This window comes from Massilia sp. R2A-15, from assembly GCF_030704305.1.
GTDB lineage: Bacteria > Pseudomonadota > Gammaproteobacteria > Burkholderiales > Burkholderiaceae_D > JAFCUW01.
On the sequence record NZ_CP131935.1, the window covers coordinates 303,964 to 324,924 of the forward strand.

At 64.5% G+C, this 20,961-nt stretch carries 26 protein-coding genes; 22 read left to right on the forward strand and 4 right to left on the reverse strand.

Annotation, left to right across the window (positions count from 1 at the left end):
• Positions 1 to 48 precede the first annotated feature (48 nt).
• The 7 genes from Q4S45_RS01395 (at position 49) to Q4S45_RS01425 (ending at position 5,890) form a co-directional block, all read left to right on the forward strand.
• Positions 49 to 921, forward strand: a complete 873-nt coding sequence (locus tag Q4S45_RS01395) for a methyltransferase domain-containing protein (RefSeq protein ID WP_305508444.1) — start codon at positions 49 to 51, stop codon at positions 919 to 921.
• Between the two features lie 307 nt (positions 922 to 1,228).
• The gene (gene coxB, locus Q4S45_RS01400; RefSeq protein WP_305508446.1) at positions 1,229 to 2,413 is read left to right on the forward strand and encodes a cytochrome c oxidase subunit II; all 1,185 of its coding nucleotides are present in this window, start codon (positions 1,229 to 1,231) and stop codon (positions 2,411 to 2,413) included.
• A gap of 13 nt (positions 2,414 to 2,426) precedes the next feature.
• Positions 2,427 to 4,028, forward strand: coding sequence for a cytochrome c oxidase subunit I (gene ctaD, locus Q4S45_RS01405; protein WP_305508447.1), 1,602 nt, complete (start codon positions 2,427 to 2,429; stop codon positions 4,026 to 4,028).
• A gap of 26 nt (positions 4,029 to 4,054) precedes the next feature.
• A complete protein-coding gene (locus Q4S45_RS01410) occupies positions 4,055 to 4,162 on the forward strand; it encodes a cytochrome oxidase small assembly protein (protein WP_305508449.1) in 108 nt (35 codons plus the stop codon).
• Between the two features lies 1 nt (position 4,163).
• Positions 4,164 to 4,718 (forward strand): cytochrome c oxidase assembly protein, encoded by a 555-nt coding sequence (locus Q4S45_RS01415; protein ID WP_305508451.1) that lies wholly within the window; start codon positions 4,164 to 4,166, stop codon positions 4,716 to 4,718.
• Between the two features lie 8 nt (positions 4,719 to 4,726).
• Positions 4,727 to 4,942, forward strand: a complete 216-nt coding sequence (locus tag Q4S45_RS01420) for a DUF2970 domain-containing protein (protein WP_305508452.1) — start codon at positions 4,727 to 4,729, stop codon at positions 4,940 to 4,942.
• Positions 4,943 to 5,032: 90 nt separating this feature from the next.
• Entirely contained in the window at positions 5,033 to 5,890 is an 858-nt protein-coding gene (locus Q4S45_RS01425) for a cytochrome c oxidase subunit 3 (RefSeq protein ID WP_305508453.1), read from the forward strand.
• Between the two features lie 176 nt (positions 5,891 to 6,066).
• Here Q4S45_RS01425 and Q4S45_RS01430 read toward each other — a convergent pair whose 3' ends face one another.
• Positions 6,067 to 6,270: a twin transmembrane helix small protein gene (locus tag Q4S45_RS01430; protein ID WP_305508455.1), complete on the reverse strand. Its 204-nt coding sequence runs from the start codon at positions 6,268 to 6,270 to the stop codon at positions 6,067 to 6,069.
• Positions 6,271 to 6,303: 33 nt separating this feature from the next.
• On the opposite strand from Q4S45_RS01430, the gene Q4S45_RS01435 reads away from it, so the two are divergent.
• The 8 genes from Q4S45_RS01435 (at position 6,304) to Q4S45_RS01470 (ending at position 12,286) form a co-directional block, all read left to right on the forward strand.
• Positions 6,304 to 7,020, forward strand: a complete 717-nt coding sequence (locus Q4S45_RS01435) for an SURF1 family protein (RefSeq protein ID WP_305508456.1) — start codon at positions 6,304 to 6,306, stop codon at positions 7,018 to 7,020.
• Complete coding sequence (locus Q4S45_RS01440; RefSeq protein ID WP_305508458.1) at positions 6,998 to 7,630, forward strand: cytochrome C oxidase subunit I; 633 nt, start codon at positions 6,998 to 7,000, stop codon at positions 7,628 to 7,630. Before Q4S45_RS01435 ends, Q4S45_RS01440 begins: the two co-directional genes overlap by 23 nt.
• A gap of 3 nt (positions 7,631 to 7,633) precedes the next feature.
• Positions 7,634 to 8,743, forward strand: a complete 1,110-nt coding sequence (locus Q4S45_RS01445; protein ID WP_305508460.1) for a heme A synthase — start codon at positions 7,634 to 7,636, stop codon at positions 8,741 to 8,743.
• Complete coding sequence (gene cyoE / locus Q4S45_RS01450) at positions 8,740 to 9,642, forward strand: heme o synthase (protein WP_305508461.1); 903 nt, start codon at positions 8,740 to 8,742, stop codon at positions 9,640 to 9,642. Before Q4S45_RS01445 ends, cyoE begins: the two co-directional genes overlap by 4 nt.
• A gap of 2 nt (positions 9,643 to 9,644) precedes the next feature.
• Positions 9,645 to 10,229 carry an SCO family protein gene (locus tag Q4S45_RS01455; RefSeq protein WP_305508463.1) on the forward strand — a complete coding sequence of 195 codons (585 nt, stop codon included), beginning with the start codon at positions 9,645 to 9,647 and terminating at the stop codon, positions 10,227 to 10,229.
• A 5-nt stretch (positions 10,230 to 10,234) separates the two neighbouring features.
• Entirely contained in the window at positions 10,235 to 11,296 is a 1,062-nt protein-coding gene (locus Q4S45_RS01460; RefSeq protein WP_305508465.1) for an AI-2E family transporter, read from the forward strand.
• Entirely contained in the window at positions 11,293 to 11,967 is a 675-nt protein-coding gene (locus Q4S45_RS01465) for a hypothetical protein (RefSeq protein WP_305508467.1), read from the forward strand. The genes Q4S45_RS01460 and Q4S45_RS01465 overlap by 4 nt, the downstream gene beginning before the upstream one ends.
• Before the next feature lie 79 nt (positions 11,968 to 12,046).
• Positions 12,047 to 12,286, forward strand: coding sequence for a hypothetical protein (locus tag Q4S45_RS01470; RefSeq protein ID WP_305508469.1), 240 nt, complete (start codon positions 12,047 to 12,049; stop codon positions 12,284 to 12,286).
• Positions 12,287 to 12,321: 35 nt separating this feature from the next.
• Here Q4S45_RS01470 and Q4S45_RS01475 read toward each other — a convergent pair whose 3' ends face one another.
• Entirely contained in the window at positions 12,322 to 13,662 is a 1,341-nt protein-coding gene (locus Q4S45_RS01475) for a hemolysin family protein (protein ID WP_305508471.1), read from the reverse strand.
• Between the two features lie 72 nt (positions 13,663 to 13,734).
• Positions 13,735 to 14,643: a LysR family transcriptional regulator gene (locus Q4S45_RS01480; protein WP_305508473.1), complete on the reverse strand. Its 909-nt coding sequence runs from the start codon at positions 14,641 to 14,643 to the stop codon at positions 13,735 to 13,737.
• 103 nt (positions 14,644 to 14,746) lie between these two features.
• Here Q4S45_RS01480 and Q4S45_RS01485 point away from each other — a divergent pair, with 103 nt between their 5' ends.
• The 7 genes from Q4S45_RS01485 to Q4S45_RS01515 all read left to right on the forward strand — a co-directional run bounded on the left by Q4S45_RS01485 (position 14,747) and on the right by Q4S45_RS01515 (position 20,485).
• Positions 14,747 to 15,793: a DUF475 domain-containing protein gene (locus tag Q4S45_RS01485; RefSeq protein WP_305508475.1), complete on the forward strand. Its 1,047-nt coding sequence runs from the start codon at positions 14,747 to 14,749 to the stop codon at positions 15,791 to 15,793.
• 91 nt (positions 15,794 to 15,884) lie between these two features.
• Positions 15,885 to 16,460 carry a TerD family protein gene (locus Q4S45_RS01490; protein WP_305508477.1) on the forward strand — a complete coding sequence of 192 codons (576 nt, stop codon included), beginning with the start codon at positions 15,885 to 15,887 and terminating at the stop codon, positions 16,458 to 16,460.
• Positions 16,461 to 16,562: 102 nt separating this feature from the next.
• Entirely contained in the window at positions 16,563 to 17,261 is a 699-nt protein-coding gene (locus Q4S45_RS01495; RefSeq protein WP_305508479.1) for a TIGR00266 family protein, read from the forward strand.
• A 15-nt stretch (positions 17,262 to 17,276) separates the two neighbouring features.
• Positions 17,277 to 17,858, forward strand: coding sequence for a TerD family protein (locus Q4S45_RS01500; protein ID WP_305508481.1), 582 nt, complete (start codon positions 17,277 to 17,279; stop codon positions 17,856 to 17,858).
• A 136-nt stretch (positions 17,859 to 17,994) separates the two neighbouring features.
• Positions 17,995 to 18,393 carry a GntR family transcriptional regulator gene (locus tag Q4S45_RS01505; protein WP_305508483.1) on the forward strand — a complete coding sequence of 133 codons (399 nt, stop codon included), beginning with the start codon at positions 17,995 to 17,997 and terminating at the stop codon, positions 18,391 to 18,393.
• Positions 18,390 to 19,112, forward strand: coding sequence for an ABC transporter ATP-binding protein (locus tag Q4S45_RS01510; RefSeq protein WP_305508484.1), 723 nt, complete (start codon positions 18,390 to 18,392; stop codon positions 19,110 to 19,112). Before Q4S45_RS01505 ends, Q4S45_RS01510 begins: the two co-directional genes overlap by 4 nt.
• Positions 19,109 to 20,485, forward strand: coding sequence for a hypothetical protein (locus tag Q4S45_RS01515; protein WP_305508485.1), 1,377 nt, complete (start codon positions 19,109 to 19,111; stop codon positions 20,483 to 20,485). Before Q4S45_RS01510 ends, Q4S45_RS01515 begins: the two co-directional genes overlap by 4 nt.
• 7 nt (positions 20,486 to 20,492) lie before the next feature.
• Here Q4S45_RS01515 and Q4S45_RS01520 read toward each other — a convergent pair whose 3' ends face one another.
• Positions 20,493 to 20,894 (reverse strand): hypothetical protein, encoded by a 402-nt coding sequence (locus Q4S45_RS01520; RefSeq protein ID WP_305508487.1) that lies wholly within the window; start codon positions 20,892 to 20,894, stop codon positions 20,493 to 20,495.
• Positions 20,895 to 20,961: the final 67 nt, after the last annotated feature.

Consider the following 20,961-nt stretch of genomic DNA (forward strand, 5'->3'; position numbering starts at 1 on the left):
CTCATTTCACCGCACGACGCCATGGTTTCCCCCCAATCCTCCTCCAAAATGAGCGCGCCGATCGAGCTGTCGCGGGTGCGCCGCCTGTTCGCCCGCCCGGCGCGCGTCGCCCCGTCCGACTTCCTGCGCCGCGAGATCGCCAGCCGCATGCACGACCGCCTGGAACTGGTGAAGATCGCGCCCCAGCGCGTGCTCGACGCCGGCTGCGGGGCCGGCGCCGACTTGGCCGTGCTGCAGAAGGACTATCCGGCGGCCCAGGTGATCGGCGTCGATGCGGCGCCCGCCATGCTGGCCGATGCGCCGGTATCGGCGGCGAAAGGCTTGCTAAGCCGCCTGCTGCCGGCCAAGGCTGGCGTGGACGTGCTGGCCGGCGACTTCGGCGATCTGCCGTTCGGCCCGAACTCGCTCGACCTGGTGTGGTCGAACCTGGCGCTGCACTGGCACCCGCAGCCGGACCGCGTGTTCGCCGAATGGCGCCGGGTGCTGCGCGTCGAGGGCCTGCTGATGTTTTCCAACTTCGGCCCGGACACCCTGCGCGAGCTGCGCGCCGCGTTCGCCGAGGTGGACGAGCACCCGCACGTGCTGCCGTTCGTGGACATGCACGACTTCGGCGACCAGCTGGTCGAAGCCGGCTTCTCGACGCCGGTGATGGACATGGAAGTGATCACCGTGACCTACGACACCACGGCGGCGCTGCTGGCCGACGTGCGCGCCCTGGGCGGCAATCCGCTGGCTACCCGTTCGCGCGGGCTGCTCGGCAGGGCAGCGCGGGCCCGGCTGGAGCAGGCGCTGGAACGCGGCCGCCGGCCCGACGGCAAGCTGGCGCTGAGCTTCGAAGTGATCTACGGCCACGCGTTCCGGCCGGCGCCGCGGGTCACCGCCGCAGGAGAGGCGATCGTGCGTTTCCAGCCCCGCCGCTAGATGAAGTAAAGGAAACCTTTTTTCTTGATGGTATTGCTACTCCCTGAGTATAATCAACGACTAATTTTGCCGGCTCCGCCATGAATGCTTAAAAAACAAGCAGTTATGGCGTCAACATGCATGTGTGGCCGGCAGCCGCAATAGCAAGTGTCGTCGTTCATCGGTGTGCTTTGCTCACTCGTGGTCGATGTCAGTGGTTCCCGCAGTCAGGGAGCCTTTTTGCGCGACGGTATGGGAATGCGGCGATCCGTGTTTTGGCTCGCTGACGATAAAAATTATTTTTTATTCTTGGGTGGTTGGGGAAAACATGACATATGCAAAGCGACTTCAAGCCTTGATGCTCGGGTTGGCAATCTCTGCCAGCGTCCCGGCGATGGCCGGGCCCGAAGTGACAGGACGTCCGGTGGAATACCAGTTGAACCTGCAGCCTCCCGTGACGCGCATCGCGGAAGAGATCTACTCGCTGCACACCGGACTGATGATCGTCTGCGTCGCCATCTTCATCGCCGTGTTCGGCGTCATGTTCTACTCGGTGTTCAAGCACCGCCGCTCGCTGGGCCACAAGCCTGCCACCTTCCACGAATCGACCGCCGTCGAAATCGCCTGGACCATCGTGCCGTTCCTGATCGTCATCGGAATGGCGCTGCCGGCCACCAGGACCGTGGTGGCGATGAAGGATACCTCGGGCGCCGACCTGACCATCAAGGCCACCGGCATGCAGTGGAAATGGGGCTACGACTACCTGAAGGGCGAAGGCGAGGGCATCTCCTTCCTGTCGAGCCTGTCCACGCCGCGCTCGCAAGTCGGCTCGCCAGGCGTCGAGCCGACCATGGCGCGCACCGAGAACTACCTGCTGGAAGTCGATAACGAAGTCGTCGTGCCGGTCAACAAGAAGGTCCGCATCGTGCTGACCGCCAACGACGTGATCCACGCCTGGATGATTCCGGCGTTCGGCGTCAAGCAGGACGCCATTCCCGGCTTCGTGCGCGATACTTGGTTCAAGTCCGAGAAAATCGGCACCTTCCGCGGTCAATGCGCGGAATTGTGCGGCAAGGAGCACGCCTTCATGCCGATCGTCGTGAAAGTCGTGTCCGAAGCCGACTACTCGGCCTGGGTCGCCGGCAAGAAGAAGGAAATGGCGGCGTTGGCCGACGATCCATCGAAAGTGTGGACGATCGACGAACTGAAGACCAAGGGCGAGAAGGTCTACGCGACCAACTGCGTGGTCTGCCACCAGGCCAACGGCAAGGGCGTCCCGAACGCGTTTGCGGCCCTCGATGGTTCGCCGGTGGTCAATGGTCCGAAAGCTGACCAGGTCCACGTCCTGCTGAACGGCAAGAAGAGCGGCAAGTTCCCGTCGGAGATGCCGGCCTGGAAGCAGCTGTCGGACTCGGATATCGCCGCGGTGATCACCTACACCCGCAACAACTGGTCGAACAAGGCCGCGGAAAACATCGTTCAACCAGCCGAAGTCCTGGCTGCACGCAAGTAATCGGGAGTAGAAGATGACCACAAGCACCACCATCGATCACGCACACGACCACGCGCACGGCCACGACGACCACGGCGCCCCGCACGGCATCGGCCGCTGGCTGTTCGCCACCAACCACAAGGACATCGGCACGCTGTACCTGTGGTTCTCGCTGACCATGCTGATGTCCGGCGGCGTGCTGGCACTGATGATCCGCTCGGAACTGTTCCGTCCCGGCCTGCAGTTCTTCCAGCCTGAATTCTTCAACCAGCTCACCACCATGCACGGCATCGTGATGGTGTTCGGCGCGATCATGCCGGCGTTCGTCGGCTTCGCCAACTGGATGATCCCGCTGCAGGTGGGCGCCTCCGACATGGCGTTCGCGCGCATGAACAACTTCTCGTTCTGGCTGCTGCCGCCGGCCGCGATCCTGCTGGCGACCTCGTTCTTCGTGCCGGGCGGCGCCACCGCCGCCGGCTGGACGCTGTACGCGCCGCTGTCGACCCAGATGGGCCCGGGCATGGACATGGCGATCTTCGCGCTGCACATCATGGGCGCCTCGTCGATCATGGGCTCGATCAACATCATCGTCACCATCCTCAACATGCGCGCTCCCGGCATGACGCTGATGAAGATGCCGATGTTCTGCTGGACTTGGCTGATCACCGCCTACCTGCTGATCGCCGTGATGCCTGTTCTGGCCGGCGCGATCACCATGACGCTGACCGACCGCCACTTCGGCACTTCGTTCTTCAACGCCGCCGGCGGCGGCGACCCGGTCATGTACCAGCACATTTTCTGGTTCTTCGGCCATCCCGAGGTCTACATCATGATTCTGCCGGCATTCGGCATCGTCTCGCAGATCCTGCCGGCGTTCGCCCGCAAGCCGCTGTTCGGCTACGCCTCGATGGTGTACGCGACCGCCTCGATCGCGATCCTGTCGTTCATCGTCTGGGCCCACCACATGTTCACCACCGGCATGCCGGTGACGTCGCAGCTGTTCTTCATGTACGCAACGATGCTCATCGCGGTGCCAACGGGCGTTAAAGTGTTCAACTGGGTCGCCACGATGTGGAAAGGCTCGATGACCTTCGAGACCCCGATGCTGTTCGCCGTCGGCTTCATCTTCGTGTTCACCATGGGCGGCTTCACCGGCCTGATCCTGGCCGTGACCCCGATCGACATCCAGCTGCAGGACACCTACTACGTGGTGGCGCACTTCCACTACGTGCTGGTGGCGGGCTCCCTGTTCGCGCTGTTCGCCGGCTTCTACTACTGGTCGCCGAAATGGACCGGCCACATGTACAACGAAACGAGCGGCAAGATCCACTTCTGGAACTCGCTGATCTGGTTCAACGTGACCTTCTTCCCGATGCACTTCCTGGGCCTGGCCGGCATGCCGCGCCGCTACGCCGACTATCCGGCGCAGTTCGTCGACTTCAACATGGTGGCCACCATCGGCGCCTTCGGCTTCGGCCTGTCGCAGGTGTATTTCCTGTTCTTCGTGGTGATCCCGACCATCCGCGGTGGCGCCAAGGCGCCGGCCAAGCCATGGGATGGCGCCGAAGGCCTGGAGTGGACCGTGCCGAGCCCGGCGCCGTTCCACACCTTCGAAACGCCGCCGCTGGTCAAATAATTAGTTGAGTAGTCAAGTATATTGCGATGAATGAGCCGAAGAAAAAGAGCAACGCGAAACTGGGCCTGATCCTTGCCGGGGTCGCGCTGTTCTTCTTCGCGATGGTTTTCGTCAAGCGCATCTGGCTGAGCTGAGATGGCGACCGAACCGAGCGGGCGCCTGCGCCTGAACCGGGCCATGCTCGGCAAGCTGGTGGTGGTGGCGGTCGTGATGTTCGGCTTCGGCTATGCGCTGGTGCCGGTGTACAAGCAGATGTGCGAACTGCTCGGCATCAACGTGCTGACGCAGAAGGATGGTACCGTGGCGCGGCCGGCCAATACCCAGGTCGACAAGAGCCGCACCGTCACGGTCGAGCTGGACGGCAATGCGCAGGGACCGTGGCGGTTTCGCCCGACCACCCGCAGCATCGACGTCCACCCGGGCGAGCTGGCCACGGTGATGTACGAAGTAGTGAACACGCAGGACCGCACGGTGCAGGCGCAGGCGATACCGAGTTACGCGCCGCAGTCGGCGACGCCGCACTTCAAGAAGGTCGAGTGCTTCTGCTTCAAGCAGCAGACACTGGGCCCGCACGAAGCGCGCCAGATGCCGGTGGTGTTCTTCATCGACCCGGCGCTGCCGCGGGAAGTGAAGACGATCACCTTGTCGTACACGTTTTTTGAAGTGGCCGGCGCCGTTGCGGCGAAGTAGGGGCCCTGATGGATGAATTGAAGAAGGCAGCCGGACGCAAGGCGTCGTTCGGCGCCACGATGAAAGCGGTGTTCTGGTCATTTTTCGGAATCCGCAAGCGCAGCGATTACGAGCACGATTCGGCCAACCTGAATCCGGTGCACCTGATCATTGCCGCGCTGCTCGGAGTGGCGCTGTTCATCGGCGTGCTGGTGGTAGTGGTAAAGATTGCGGTAGCGAAGTAAAACCGGGGTCAGACCAAGTGGTCAGACCAGCTGGTCTGACCCCGGCATCAAGAAATTCAACGAATAAGAAGCTTGATTTAGGAGATGAAGATGAGTGCACCAAACGCCGCGCCATATTATTACGTGCCGGGTCCTTCCAAGTGGCCGCTGTTTGCCGGCATGTCGATGCTGGCCACGATGGCCGGCGCGGCCGGCTGGGTCAACGGCGCCAGCTGGGGTCCGATGCTCAACCTCGCCGGCATCCTGTCCACGCTGATCGTGCTGTACTTCTGGTTCGGCGACGCCATCGGCGAATCCGAGTCGGGCAAGTACAACGCCCGCATCGACTCGTCGTTCCGCTGGTCGATGAGCTGGTTCATCTTTTCCGAGGTGATGTTCTTCGGCGCCTTCTTCGGCGCGCTGTTCTACGCCCGCTCGATCACCCTGCCATGGCTGGGCGACCTCGATCACAAGATGATCTGGCCAGACTTCGCCGCGCACTGGGGCGGCACCGGTCCCGCCGGCACCATCGAGCCGTTCTCGACCATGGGCCCGTTCCCGATCCCGACCATCAACACCGCGCTGCTGCTGACCTCGGGCGTGACGCTGACGATCTCGCACCACGCCCTGCGCGCCGGCCACCGCGCCAAGACCGCGTTCTGGCTGTTCGCCACGATCCTGCTGGGCGCGACCTTCATGGGCTTCCAGGCCTACGAATACATGCACGCCTACAGCGAGTTGAACCTGAAGCTGACCTCGGGCATCTACGGCTCGACCTTCTTCATGCTGACCGGCTTCCACGGCTTCCACGTGACGATCGGCGCGATCATGCTGTCGGTGATGCTGTACCGCGTGCTGAAGGGGCACTTCACGCCGGAGCACCACTTCGGTTTCGAAGGCGCTGCCTGGTACTGGCACTTCGTCGACGTCGTCTGGCTGGGCCTGTACGTCGTCGTCTACTGGATGTAATGGCTGGGCGGCCGGCGTGCCGCCCGCATGAAAAAGCCGCACGCGGGATCGGATCCCCGTGCGGCTTTTTTCTGAAATGAGGGTTGTCGTACCTGCGAAGGCAGGTACCCATGCTGAGCAAGCAGTAGTCGGGAAGCGTATTCAGTATAGGTACCTGCCTTCGCAGGTACGACACGCTAGTAGCGCAGGCCGGTCGGTGCGATCCAGCCCATCTTGTAGGCGCCGAGCAGCAGCAGGAACAGGGTGATCGACAGGCCCACGCGCATCGCCAGCGCCTGCACCGTGCGGTTGCTCTTGCCCTTGTCGCGCATCAGGAAGAACAAGGCCACGCCCAGGCTGCTCAGGATCAGGACGAAGGCGATGGCGACGATGATTTTCATGGGCGGAAGAAGTTTGGCAAAGGAATCATTGTAATGCGTAGTTTCCGGTTTCGGCCGATTCCGTTCGCGGCAACGCTGGCGCTGGTCGTGCTCGGCGTGGCGCTGGGCAACTGGCAGGGGCGGCGCGCCGCCGAGAAGCTGGCCGTCGCACACAAGCTCGCCGCGATGAGCGCGATGGCGCCACTGGAACTCGCCCCGTCCGCGGATGGTGCGTCGCTGGCGTACCGGCGCGTCAAGCTGACCGGGCAGTTCGTCGCCGGCTGGCCGGTCGCGCTGAACAACCGCCCGCTGGACGGCCGCGCCGGCGTCGTGCTGGTGATGCCGTTCAGGCTCGAAGGCTCGGCCCTGCACGTGCTGGTCGCGCGCGGCTGGCTGCCGCGCAACCAGGCCGACGTCAACCAGCTGCCGCCGTTCGCCACGCCGCCAGGCACGCTGACGATCGAAGGCGTCGTCAAGCCCACGCTCGGCCACCTGATGCAGCTGGGCGAGCCCGCGCCCCTCAAACCCGGTGCGATCGTGCAGAATATCGACGCCGGCGCATTCGCCGCGGCCAGCGGCCTGCAGGTTGCGCCATATTTTGTCGAGCAGACCGGCGACAGCGGCGACGGCCTGGCGCGCAACTGGCCGGCGCCCGCGCTGGGCGTCGAGAAGCACCAGGGCTACCAGTTTCAGTGGTATGCGCTGGCCGTGATGGCCGCGCTTTTTTTTATCGTGACAGGATTTCGACGTGGAACAGACCCAGACCAATAACTCGCAACAGAACCGCGGCCGCTGGAAGCTGCTGGCCGTGCTGGCCGTATGCGCCGCGCCGCTGATTTTTTCCTACCTCACCTACTTCGTCATCAAGCCGTCCGGCCGCACCAACTACGGCGACCTGATCGACCCGCGCGCGCATCCGATTCCGGCCCTGGGCGCGACCACGCTGGACGGCAAACCGACCGAGCTCGATGCATACAAGGGCAAGTGGATCATGCTGAAAGTCGGCCCGTCGGCCTGCGCGAAAGACTGCATGGACCAGATGTTCGCGATCCGCCAGGTGCGCTCAATGCAGGGCAAGGACATGGAGCGCATCGAGCGCGTGTGGCTGGTGACCGACGCCGAACCGATGGAGACGATGCTGATCCGCGAACTCGATGGCGTGCGCATGCTGCGCGCGCCGCGCGAAGCCGTGGCAAAGTGGCTGCCGCTGGAGAAGGGCGCCTCGCTGGACGATTCGATCTTCCTGATCGACCCGCTCGGCAACCTGATGATGCGCTTCCCGCCCGCGCCGGCCGGCAGCACCGAAGCGCAGAAGGTGCAGCACTACGCCAAGGTCAAGAAGGACATCGCCAGGCTGCTCAAAGCATCGGCGATCGGATAAACGATGCAGCTGTCGACCCTCGCACAACTGGGCGTCACCGGACTGATGGCGGCAAGCCTGCCGCTGGCGATGGTCTGGATGTCCTCGGACGCCAACAAGTACCGCAAGCTGGTGTGGGCCGCGGTGTTCCTGACCTTCGACCTGATCGTGTTCGGCGGCTTCACGCGCCTGACCGACTCGGGCCTCGGCTGCCCCGACTGGCCGGGCTGCTACGGCCTGGCCAATCCTTTCCTCGCGCACGAGCAGATCAGCGCCGCCGAAGCCCTGCTGCCGACCGGCCCGGTCACCGTGGTGAAGGCCTGGATCGAGATGATCCACCGCTACCTGGCAATGGGCATTGGCGTGCTGATCATCGCGCTGATGGCGAAGGCCTGGCTGCAATGGCGCCGCAGCCGCAGCGACGCGTTCGCGCCAGCGCTGCCGACCGCGCTGTTCCTGTTCGTCTGCCTGCAAGGCGCGTTCGGCGCCTGGACCGTGACGATGAAGCTGCAGCCGGTGATCGTGACCATCCACCTGCTGCTCGGCATGGGCCTGCTGGCGATGCTGACCTGGCTGGGCGGGCGCGAGGACTACCTGGTCAAGCCGCAGCGGCCGGACCCGCGGCCTTCATCGCTGCGCGGCGTGCGCGCGCTGGCGATCCTGTCGCTGGCCGTGCTGTTCGTGCAGCTTGCGCTGGGCGGCTGGGTCAGCACCAACTACGCCACGCTGGCCTGCACCGACTTCCCTGGCTGCGGCGGCCTGCCGATGGACTACCGGCACGGCTTCACGCTGTGGCGCGAGCTGGGCAAGACCGCGGCCGGCCACTACCTGCCGTTCGCCGCGCTATCGGCGATCCACTGGGTGCACCGCAATTTCGCGCTGGTGGTCGTCGTGGTTCTGGGCTTCACCGCGTGGCGCGCATGGCCGCACGCGACGCTGCGCGCCACCGCGCGCAACATGGCGATCGTGCTGGCGGCGCAGGCCGCAACCGGCGCCGCCACCGTGTTCCTGAGCTTCCCGCTGGCCATCGCCGTGCTGCATAACGCCGGCGCTGCGCTGCTGGTGCTGCTGGTGACCATGTTAAACTACAAGGTCAAGTACCAACTCGACATCGCGCGCCGCATCCCCTCATGACAAGTCAAACCGCAACACAAAAACCGCGCAAGCCGGGCAACCGCATGGCCCAGTACTGGGCGCTGACCAAGCCGCGCGTGACCCAGCTGGCGGTGTTCTGCGCCGTGATCGGCATGTTCCTGTCGACCGAATCGCTGCCGCCGTGGCGCCTGGTGGTCGCCGCCACCATCGGCATCTGGCTGCTGGCCGGCGCCGCGTTCGCCGTCAACTGCCTGCTCGAAGCCGAGATCGACGCGCGCATGGCCCGCACCGCGCGCCGCGCCACCGCGATGGGCGAACTGACCAAGACCCAGACCGTCGTGTTCTCCGCCGTGATCGGAGGCGCCGGCATGGCGGTGCTGTACTTCCTCGTCAATCCGCTGACGATGTGGCTGACCTTCGTCACCTTCGTCGGCTATGCGGTGATCTACACGATGATCCTCAAGCCGGCCACGCCTCAGAACATCGTCATCGGCGGCCTGTCGGGCGCGATGCCGCCGGCGCTGGGCTGGGCCGCAATCGCCAACGACGTGCCGATGCAGGCCTGGCTGCTGGTGCTGATCATCTTCGTCTGGACCCCGCCGCACTTCTGGGCGCTGGCGATGTACCGGCGCGACGACTACGCCAGGTCCGGCCTGCCGATGCTGCCGGTCACCCACGGCATGCAGTTCACCGGCTTTAACGTCTGGCTGTATTCGATCGCGCTGGCCGCGACCACCATGCTGCCGTTCGCGGTGCACATGAGCGGCGTGATCTACCTGGCTGCCGCTGCGATCCTCAACATCGTCTTCCTGTGGCATTCGTGGCGCGTGTACCGCCACTACACGGACCAAATTGCGCGCAAGGCGTTCACCTGGTCGATCATCTACCTGTCGCTGCTGTTCGCCGCGCTGCTGGTCGACCACTACCTCAAGTTCTAAGAATGAAGAAACTGCTCGCGGTATCCGCCCTTGCCGCCGCCATGGCGCTCGGGCTGTCGGCCTGCACCAAGCCGCCCAGCTTCCAGAACACCGACGTCACGGGCCTGCAGTACGCGCAGGATTTCGCGCTGACCGACCATACCGGCAAGCCGCGCACGCTGGCCGATTTCAAGGGCAAGGTGGTGCTGGTCTTCTTCGGTTACACCCAGTGCCCCGACGTGTGCCCGACCACGATGGCCGAACTGGCCAACGTGATGAAGGAGCTGGGACCGCAGGCCGACCAGGTACAGGTATTGTTCATCACCGTCGATCCCGAGCGCGACACGCAGGAACTGCTGTCCCAGTACGTGCCGGCCTTCGACAAGCGCTTCCTGGGCCTGCGCGGCGACGCCGCGGCGACCGCGAAAGTGGCCAAGGAATTCAAGGTGTTCTACGCAAAGGTGCCGGGCAAGGAGCCGGGCAGCTATTCGATGGACCACACCGCCGGCAGCTACGTGTACGACAAGGAGGGCAAGGTGCGCCTGTTCCTGCGCCACGGGCAGGGCGCCGGGCCGATCGTGCATGACCTCAAACAGCTGCTGAACTGACGCGCATGGAGGCGCGCTTCGGCAAGAACTACGCCCAGCTCGGGACCATCCTGCTGCTGACCCTCGGCTGCGTGGTCGTGCTGCGGCCGTTCCTGGCGGCGATCCTGTTTGCCGCCGCCGTCGTGATCTCCTCTTGGCCGATGTACCGGCGGCTTCTCGCGCGCATGCGCGGACGGCGCACGTTCGCCGCGCTCGCCATGACGCTGTCGCTCACGCTGCTCGTCATCATCCCCATCGCGCTGGTCGCCTACAACATGGCCGACGACGTCGCGCGCATCTTCGAGCAGGTCAAGGCCACCATCGACGGCGGCGACGTGCAGACGCCGGCCTGGCTGCAGAAGGTGCCGCTGGTGGGCCCGTGGCTGGACCAGTACATCAACGGCCTGGTCGCCAGCCGCGAGCAGATGACTGAACTGGCCAAGCGCATGCTCGACCCGGCGCGCCACTTCCTCACCAGCGGCGGCTTGCTGCTGGGCGGCGGCGTGGTCCAGATGAGCATCGCCGCCTTCGTCAGCTTCTTCCTGTACCGCGATGGCGAGCAGCTGATGCGCGTGATCGGCGTGGCGGCCGCGCGCGTCTACGGCGAGCGCGCCGCCAAGGTATCGGTGACCGTCAGCCAGACCGTGCGCGGCGTGATGTACGGCCTGCTCGGCACCGCGCTGGCGCAGGCGGTGGTGGCGGCGATCGGCTTTACCATCGCCGGCGTACCGGCCGTGCCGCTGCTGGCGGTGCTGACCTTCGTGCTGTCGCTGGTGCCGGTCGGCCCGCCGCTGATCTGGGGCGGCGCCGCCGTGTGGCTGTTCGCGCAAGGGAGTTCGGGCTGGGGCGTGTTCATGCTGGTGTGGGGCGCCGTGCTCATTTCCGGCGTCGACAACGTGGTGCGGCCGATGCTGATCTCGCGCGGCAGCAGCCTGCCGTTCCTGCTGGTGTTCCTCGGCGTGCTTGGCGGCGTGATCGCGTTCGGCTTCGTCGGCATGTTCATCGGACCGACCCTGCTGGCGGTCGGCTATTCGCTGGTGGACGACTGGACCGCCGACGCGGCCCAGGAAGAGGCGCCGCAGACATGATCCGATTTTCCCTCGCCGCCCTCGCATTCGTCTTTGCCGGCAACGCATCTGCGCAGGCTGCGGCCGATTTCGCCGCCGCGGAACTGCGATTCAAGTCCTGGAGCCCTCCAGTCGAGCAGATTCCGGCCGGCGCCAACGGCGTCCACGCGGTCACAAGAATCACGCAAGCCCAGCGCGTGGTTCCACTGCCCGAGTTCCTGGCCCAGCATGGTTTCCGCGACGCCCACGAGTGGGAATTTCATGGTTCCATCTGTAGCGCTTTCGCCGTGGTCGTCGGCACTGCGCGCCAACAGTCTTCGGCGCTATCGTCCGACCATACGCAGATATTCACGCGCACGGAATTCTCCCTCGTGAAGACTTTGCACGCGAAGCCGGGCGCCAGGATTCCCTATAGTCTCGTCGTCGTAAGCGATGTGGGACAGGTCCGGATCGCCGGACAACACTATTCGATTTCCGATCCTGCGAGGCCAACGTATCGTCCGGGAGCCCGATATCTGCTTTGGCTGGAAGCCGATCCATCCAGGCCGGCCCTGTTCTATTCAACCTGGAATACGATCGAGGTGCGACCGAACGACGGCCTGTATCCGGTGCTGGACTTCAGTCCGGTGCCGACCGTGGCACAGCTGAAAACGGAGATTGAGCGCATTCGCAACATCGCGCCGTGCCATTGAGCGCGTCTGCGCGATATCAATGAAAGCGATTCCGGGCGGCATATTCTGAATCCACGCTTTTTGGTTTTGGGAGCCTGCCGTGGACCTTCAGAAATTCGAAATCATCGTCAACGCAATGCTTGGCTGGAGCGACGAAGCCAAGGCGCCCAGGAAGACTCCCGGCCGAGCGCCGTCGCGTTTCGCGCTCGAAGACGAGGACGATGACGACGACATCATCGACGACGAGCTCGCGCCGGAAGAGGAGCTGCCCAGCTTCCCGAAAGCGAGCACCGCATCGGCCGATGTCGATGAAGACGAAGACGAAGACGAAACGGTCTGACGATCGCCGCGGCCAGGCGCGCCTGGCCCTGGTCTTCAATCGTGTTCGTCGGCGTCGAGTTCGCGCTGCAGCTGCGGGATCACCTTCACCAGCACGATGCGCGGGCCGTTCATCTTCTTGACCACGATGTCGAACTGCGGGAACTCGATGCGCTGGCCCTGTTTCGGGATGTCGCCCAGCTTCACCATCAGCAGTCCGCCGACCGACTCCACTTCGTCCATCCCCATCTCCTCGTTGGGGATGTCGATGCCCAGGGTGCGCTCGAGAGAGAAGATCGGCAGGCTGGCCTTGCCGACCAGCGTGCCGTCTTCCTGGCGCAGCCAGTCGTTTTCGTTGAGGCGGAATTCGTCGTGGATCTCGCCGACCATCGCGCCGAGCAGGTTGTCGAGCGTGATGAAGCCGACCGGCCGCTTGCCCTTTTCGCCGATCAGGGCAAAGTGCGGCGCCCCTTCGCGAAAGCGCCTGAACATCTCCTGCGCCTTGGTGCGCGCCGACATCGTCTCGACCGGCCGCAGGTACTGCGTCAGGTCGCCGATCGGGCGTCCTGTCTGCTGCGCGAAGAACAGGTCCTTCATGTGGATCACGCCCAGCACATCCTCGCCGTCGGTATCGAAAAACGGATAGCGGCTGAAACGGTTGCGCCGCATCGTCTCCAGGTTCTCCTCCAGCGATTTGCCGGCGTGCAGCGCGATGACTTCGCGGATCGGCCGCATCAGGTCGGACACCTGCAGCTGCGTGAAGTCGAGCGACTGGGCCAGGATGTGGCGCTCGTCGCGGGTGAATTTTTCGCCGGGCTGGCTGGTGCGCAGGATCAGCTTCAGTTCCTCGGTCGAGTAGTGGGCGTCGTGCCCGCCCTTGGCATCGAGGCCGGCCAGCCGCAGCACCATGTTCGCGCTGCTGTTCAACACCCAGATCGCCGGATACATCGCCCAGTAGAAGCCGTACAGCGGCACGGAACTCCACAGGCCGATGATTTCGGGATTGCGGATCGCCAGCGACTTCGGCGCCAGCTCGCCCACCACGATGTGCAGGAAAGAGATCACGCCGAACGCGAACACGAAGGAGACGCCATGCACCACTTCGGGCGCGGTGACGCCGACGATGGAAAACAGCGGCTCGAGCAGGCGCGCGAAGGCCGGCTCGCCGACCCAGCCCAGGCCCAGCGAGGCGAGGGTGATGCCGAGCTGGCAGGCCGACAGGTAGGCGTCGAGCTGGCTGTGGACCTTGGACAGGATGCGCCCGCGCAGGCCCTGGGTCTTGGCGATCGCCCGCACGCGCGTCTTGCGCAAGGTGACGATGCCGAATTCGGCGGCCACGAAAAATCCGTTCAGTACCACGAGGATCAGGGCGAGCAGGACAAGCAGGACGTTTTGCATATTCTATTGTTGGCGTTGGTGGGCCGGGGTCTGGTCCCGCGGACCTGACCCCATCTTGCAGCATTGTACCGGTCAGCCGCGATTCAACCCGCCCTGGTGCAGCGCCGACAGGATCGCCTCGACGGCCGGATGCTTGATCTTGCGTTCGTTCGAGATCGCGTAGAACTGCTCGCGCACCTGCGGCACCGGCCCGACCAGCACCGCGCCGAACTGCTCGAAGATGTCGTTGGCCAGCGCCGCCGTCGCGAAAAACAGTCCCAGCCCGCGCCGCCCGAAGGTGTTGAGCAGCGCATTGTCCTCGAACTCGCCGACGATGTCGGGCCGCAGCGCATGCTGCTCGAACCATTCGTCGATCCGCCCGCGCAGGGCATTATTGCGCGTCGGTAGCAGGAACGGCGCGCCGTTCAAACTGGCCGGGAAGTCAGCGCTGTAGATCCCCGCCAGCGCCGGCGCGCCCGCAACGATGGTCGCGCTCTCGAACAGCTGGTGGCTGAACACCTTGAGCGTGGTCCCCGAACGCACCGCGCGGTCGGTCAGCACCACGTCGAGCTTGTGCAGCGCCAGGTCGCCGAGCAGCGCCTCGAACTGGCCCTCCTGGCACACCAGGCGTACCGGCCGCTCCAGGTGCATGGTCGCTTCCAGCAGGCGGAAGGCGGTCAGCTTCGGCAGCGAATCCGAGATGCCGACCGTCAGCCGGGTCTTGTGGCTGTCGGTCTCGCCCAGCGCCTCCTGCATCTGCTCGCCGAGCAGGAAGATCTGCTCGGCGTACGCCAGCGCGGTGCGGCCCGATTCGGTCAGCACCAGGCGCCGGCCCTGCTGCGTGAACAGCTGCTTGCCGACCGACTGCTCCAGCAGCGAGAGCTGGGTGCCGACCGTCTGCACGGCCAGTCCGAGGCGCTGCGCCGCGCGCGTCACGCCGCCTTCCTTGGCCACCACCCAGAAGTAGTACAGATGGCGGAAATTCATGCCGGTGTTTTTCATATATCCGTTTTTCAGAAGTATTGGTTCGATTATCTTCGCTTTTTCAATTTGATGCACGCACCTACACTGTGCCCCATCAACTCACACAAGAAGGGGAATCATCATGAAGCACTTTCGGGTCTCATTCATCGTCACGGCGCTCTGCCTCGCGGCAGCGGGCTGGTGGGGATACTCGCACACCGGCTGGGCCGGCGCGCTGACGGCCATCGGCGTGGCCGCCATCCTCGGCGTGATGGAAGTGTCGCTGTCGTTCGACAACGCGGTGGTCAACGCCTCGGTGCTCAAGACCTGGGACGCGTTCTGGCAAAAGCTGTTCCTCGGCGTGGGCATCATCATCGCGGTGTTCGGCATGCGCCTGTTGTTCCCGCTGGTGATCGTGGCGATGGCGGCCGACCTGGGCCTAATGGACGTGTGGCACCTGGCGCTGAACGATCCGAAGCAGTACTCGGCGCACCTGACGGCGCACCACGCGGAAGTGGCGGCGTTCGGCGGCATGTTCCTGCTGCTGGTGTTCCTGAACTTCCTGCTTGATGAGACCAAGGAGATGCACTGGCTGGGCCACGTCGAAGAGAAGCTCGGATCGCTCGGCAAGGTGTCGTCGATCTCGGTGATGATCGCCATCGGCGCGCTGATGGGCAGCCTGTCGCTGGTGGGCGAAGCGCAGAAGATGGTGGTGCTGATCTCGGGCCTGTGGGGCATCCTGATCTACGTCGGCGTCGATGCCATCAGCAGCCTGCTGGAGAAGGAAGAGGGCGAGGGCAATGTGGGCGAGATGGTCAAGCGCGGCGGCATCGGCGCCTTCCTGTACCTGGAAGTGCTCGACGCATCGTTCAGCTTCGACGGCGTGATCGGCGCCTTTGCGATCACCACCGACGTCGTGATCATCATGCTGGGCCTGGCGATTGGCGCGATGTTCGTCCGCTCGCTGACGGTCTACCTGGTCAAGCAGGGCACGCTCGACGAATTCGTCTACCTGGAGCACGGCGCGCACTACGCCATCGGCATCCTGGCCCTGATCATGTTGGGCAGCATGAAGTACCACATCCCGGAAGTGTTCACCGGCCTGGTGGGTGTCGCCTTCATCGTCGCCTCGCTGTGGTCCTCGGTGCGGCACAAGAAAGAGATGAAGCAGCTGGAAGTGGCTGCGTAAGGATGCGCGGCGAACGGACGGACACCAGTTCGCTGCGTGTGTGGAAGTACCCCGGTGTTCACTTTGTTTTACCAACTAGGAGATTCACATCATGGCTATCAGTCTGCAAAAAGGCGGCAACGTCAACCTGAGCAAGGAAGCTCCCGGCCTGAACAAGATGGTGGTCGGACTCGGATGGGACATCCGCGCCACCGACGGCGCCGCGTTCGACCTGGACGGCGCTGTGTTCATGCTCAATAGCGCAGGCAAGGTGCGCTCGGACGCCGACTTCGTCTTCTACAACAACCTGAAGTCGATCGACGGCTCGGTGGCCCACTCGGGCGACAACCGCACCGGCGCCGGCGACGGCGACGACGAGACGCTGACCATCGACCTGGCCAGGGTGCCGGCCGACGTCGACAAGATCGCCGTCTGCGTCACCATCCACGACGCCGAAGCGCGGCGCCAGAACTTCGGCCAGGTGGCGAAGGCCTTCGTGCGCTGCGTGAACGCAACCGGCAACACCGAGATCGCCCGCTACGACCTGTCGGAAGACGGCTCGACCGAAGCGGCAATGATCTTCGGCGAGGTCTATCGCGCCGGCGCCGACTGGAAGTTCCGCGCCATCGGCCAAGGCTTCAAGGGCGGCCTCGGCCCCCTGGCCAAGAACTTCGGCGTGAACGTATAACGCCAAACCGGTTTGCGGCCCGCGCCCCCGCGCGTCGGGCTGCATGCGAACCCGGGGTCTGGTCCTGCGGACCTGACCCCATTTTGAAAAGGAAGGCTCCAGATGCCAGTGTTTACAGTGACGGGAGACGTCGATCCGTTCCTCCACGTGTCGCTCGCGCGCGGCGAGACGATCTACTGCGAATCGGACGCGATGGTGATGATGGAAGCGACGCTCGACCTGAAGGGCAAGATGAAGGGCGGTTTGGGCAGCGCGCTGATGCGCACCTTCGCCAACGGCGAATCGTTCTTCCAGCAGCACATCGAAGCGGTGCGCGGCGACGGCGATTGCCTGCTGTCGCCGACGCTGCCCGGTGCGATGCAGATCGTGGACGTGGGGCCGAACAACTACATCATCAGCGACGGCGCGTTTGTCGCGGCCAGCTCGGGAGTGGACCTGAAAGTGCGTACCCAAAGCATCGGCAACGCGCTGTTTGCCCAGAGCGGCGGCTTCTTCGTCACCGAAACGGCCGGCAGCGGGCAGGTGGCGGTGTCGGGCTTCGGATCGATGTCGGTGCTCGACGTCGAACCGGGCAAGGACGCCATCATCGACAACTCGCACGTGGTGTGCTGGGACAGCACGCTGCGCTACGAAATCTCGATCACGACCGGCAGCAGCGGCGGCTTTCTCGGCAACCTGGTGAATAGCCAGACCAGCGGAGAAGGCGTGGTGCTGCGGTTTTCCGGTCGCGGAAAAGTGTATGTCTGTTCGCGCAACCGGGCCGCATTCCGCGCCTGGACCCAGCAGGGTGCGTCGCGCTAACTCTAGGAGAATCACATGTCAGTCAATTTGCAAAAAGGCCAGAAGATCTCGCTCGACAAGGAAGCCGGCGGCACGCTCTCGCGCGTCGTCATGGGGCTGGGCTGGGACGCCATCAAGAAGGGCGGCCTGTTCGGCTTCGGCGCCAGGACCGAAAGCGTGGATCTGGACGCCTCATGCCTGATGTTCGACGAAGGCGGGCGGCCGGTGGACGCGGTCTGGTTCCGCCAGCTGAAAAGCCAGGACGGCAGCATTGTCCACACGGGCGACAACCGCACCGGCGCGGGCGACGGCGACGACGAGCAGATCATCGTCGACCTGTCGCGTGTGCCGGGGCAGGTCAAGTCGCTGGTGTTCACGGTGAACAGCTTCACCGGGCAGAACTTCGCGCAGGTGCAGAACGCCTACTGCCGCATCGTCAACGCGGCCGACCAGAAGGAAGTGGCGCGCTACGACCTGTCGGTGCAGGGCGCGCACACGGCGCAGATCATGGCCAAGCTGTATCGCCACAACGGCGAATGGAAGATGCACGCGATCGGCGAAAACGGCAGCGGCCGCACCTTCGACGACCTGATGCCGATGATCACGCCGCACCTGTAACCGCAGCAGTCTCCGTTTCCCCGTAGTGCCCTTTGCAGGTCCCGTCAAAAGGGCCTGCTTTTTTTTTGTTCCGGCGCCGCTTGACATGGCCGAATAATGAGCATACTGTATTAGTTAATTAATACACCAAACACAAATGATCGCCCACACCGCCCAGGTTTTTTCGATTGCCACGGGATCGTCCGAGCCGATCTACCGCCAGCTGGTCGACCAGGCGCGCCGGCTGGTCGCCGGCGGCCAGCTCGCGCCTGGCGACGCCATGCCTTCGGTGCGCGACATCGCGCAGACGCTGGCGCTCAATCCCATGACCGTGTCGAAGGCCTACGGCATCCTCGAGATGGAAGGGGTGTTGAACCGCCGCCGCGGCATGGGCATGGTGGTGGCCGACGTGGCGCCGCGCGCCCACAGCGTCGCCAAACGCGCCGAACTGCTGCGCCCAACGCTGGAACGTGCAGCCCTCGAAGCGCGCCAGCTCGAACTCGATCCGGAAACCGTCCTCGCCCTGTTCACAAAAATAATGAAAGACGCATCATGACAGCTCCCATCATCCAGGTTTCCTCGATCAGCAAGCGGTTCGGCGACCAGACCATTCTCGACCGCCTCGACTGGTCCATTCAGCCCGGCCAGGTAGTTGGCCTGCTGGGCCGCAACGGCGCCGGCAAATCGACACTGATCGAGTGCATGCTGGGCTTGCACGAAGTCGACGCAGGCTCTGTCACCATCTTCGGCGAAGACGTCGCCAACCTGTCGGCCGGCGCGCGCGCGAAAATCGGCTACGTGCCGCAGGCGCACGGCCTGTTCCACTGGCAGACGCCGGACCAGATGCTGGCGTACTTCAAGGCCTTGTACCCACACTGGAATACCCCCAAGGTCGAGGCGCTGCTGGCGCGCTGGGGCTTCACTACCGAGATGCGAGGCCGACCGATTCTCCGGCTTTCCGGCGGCGAGAGGCAGCGCCTGTCGATCATCCGCGCGCTGGCGCACGATCCGCAATTGCTCATCCTCGACGAACCGGTCTCGGCGCTCGATCCGGTCGGTCGCCGCGACTTCCTGCGCGAGCTGGTCGAACGCGTGATCGAGCGCGATACGACGGTGGTGTTCTCCACGCATATCCTGACCGACCTGGAACGGGTGGCGCTCGACGCGGCCTTCCTCAAGCACGGCAGGATCGTGCTGCAAGGACCGCTCGACGACCTGCTGGAGCGCGCCAACGGCCTGTCGCTGGAAGACCTGTTCGTCGAGGTGACGCAATGATGACGGCAGAATTCAAAGCCTGGGCTCAGATACTCAGGCAACCGATCCAGAACCGGCGCAGCATGGGGGGGCTGGGCAGCCTTGGCATGACCTCGTTCTTGCTCCTGGTGGCACTGGCGGCGGTGGTCGGCGGCGCGGCGATGCATCCGTCGCGCGAACGCGCGTTCGTCGTTGCGTGGGGCGCTGGCATTCCCCTGTCGATGCTGTGCCTGATGTGGTGGATCTACCTGCTCCGATCCATCGCCGAGCAGTGCCGGCCGGTGACGGGCAGGCTGGTTCCGCGCCTGCGCGAGCGTGCACGCAACGTTACCGTGGCGGTGTGGTGCGCGATTGTCGTCGTGATGCTGCTTGTTTTCGCGCTGCCTTTGGGGCATCCCTGGCACGTTGCCGCGGTCGCCGGCCTGGCCCTGCTGCATTTGAACGGAGCGTTCGTCATTTATTGGTTCCTCGGGGTCTTCGGCTCGACACTCGGGCTTCCGATCGCAACATGGATGGAGATGATCTGGAACAGCGACGCGGCGGCGGCGGCCGGCCTGGTCCTGGTCGCATTCGAACTGCGCCGCTTCGTGCGCCGCATGTTCGGCGTATCGCCTCATCTGGCGCAGACAACCCAAACGCCGCCGCTTGAAGCGATGATCAGGCGGGGGTTCGCATGGGTGGACCGTACCGCTGGTTTGTTTGTTTCGAAATCGGGCATGCGCGCCGATGACCGGCCCTTGTTCGTGCGCGTACTCGGCGGCCAGGGCGACAGCGTGCCTCGTTTCGAGCTCGCGGTGCTGACGGTGGTGTGCGCCGCGCTGGCAGGATGGAACGCGTATCAGGGCAAGGACGCGCATGCGGAACTGCACTTTGTGCGTGCGGCGATCGTGATCGTTCTTCTGGGCGTTCAGCTGTTGGTCGCTTCCAGCATGCTGACCAGCTTCGCCTCGCGCATCCAGGAACAGGGCCTGGTGCGGCTTGCGGCCGGAGCGCCGAACGCCGCCGAGATGAACCGTATCCTGGCGCGGCACTTCCTGGCGCGTCAGGCGAAGATGTGGGGCGCTTATGCGGCGCTGAGCATGGCGGCGCTGCTCGTTCTGGGCGCGACGCTGGACGAGGCATTGCGTGCGTTGGCCGTATGCGCCTTCGCGCTACCGTTGTTGGGTATTCCGCTGGCCGATCATGCGCGCGCCGTCAAACCGCTGTCCCCGGTTGTGGGCGTCGCGGCGGTGGGGGTTGGGATTTGTGCGTTTCTTGCCGTCTGGGGCAAGGGCAGCATGACTACGTGGAGCGTCGTCGCGCTGGCGACGGTCTGCGCGGCTGCGGCGTTCGTGGGAATTCGCTGGACGCGGATGGTGCGTGCGGCGCCGGCATTTCCGGCGCGGCGCGCCTGATGGCACGCTAAGGCGCGGTCACTTCGAGCACTACGGCATGCTGCTCGATCGGCCGCTCCTTCACGCCGGCGAACGAGATGCCGAAATGGACTCCGGGCAGGAGCTTCGAGTCGAAGCGGTCGCCTTCGTAGTCGAGCGCGAAGTGCTCGCTGCCGGCGCGCGTGGAGAGGGTGAATTCGTAGCTGACCTTGCCGGCCCAGATGCACATCGCGCCCTTCGGGCAGCGGCTGTCGGTAAAGCGGTCGTAGCGCACCGAAACGCTCGGCGTCAGGGCGACGACCTGGTTCTGTTCCATCGGATAGCTGCCGCTGCGCAGCGGTTGTTCCGGCGCGATGCCTGCGCAACCGGCGAGGTTGAGCAGGGTGGCGGTGCACCACAGGCGCGCCCACTGGGATGTTCTTTTCATCATGGGGGCATGGTAGCAAAGTTTTCGCGGCCACCGCGCCAACAACAAAAAAGGCGCCCGCGGGCGCCTT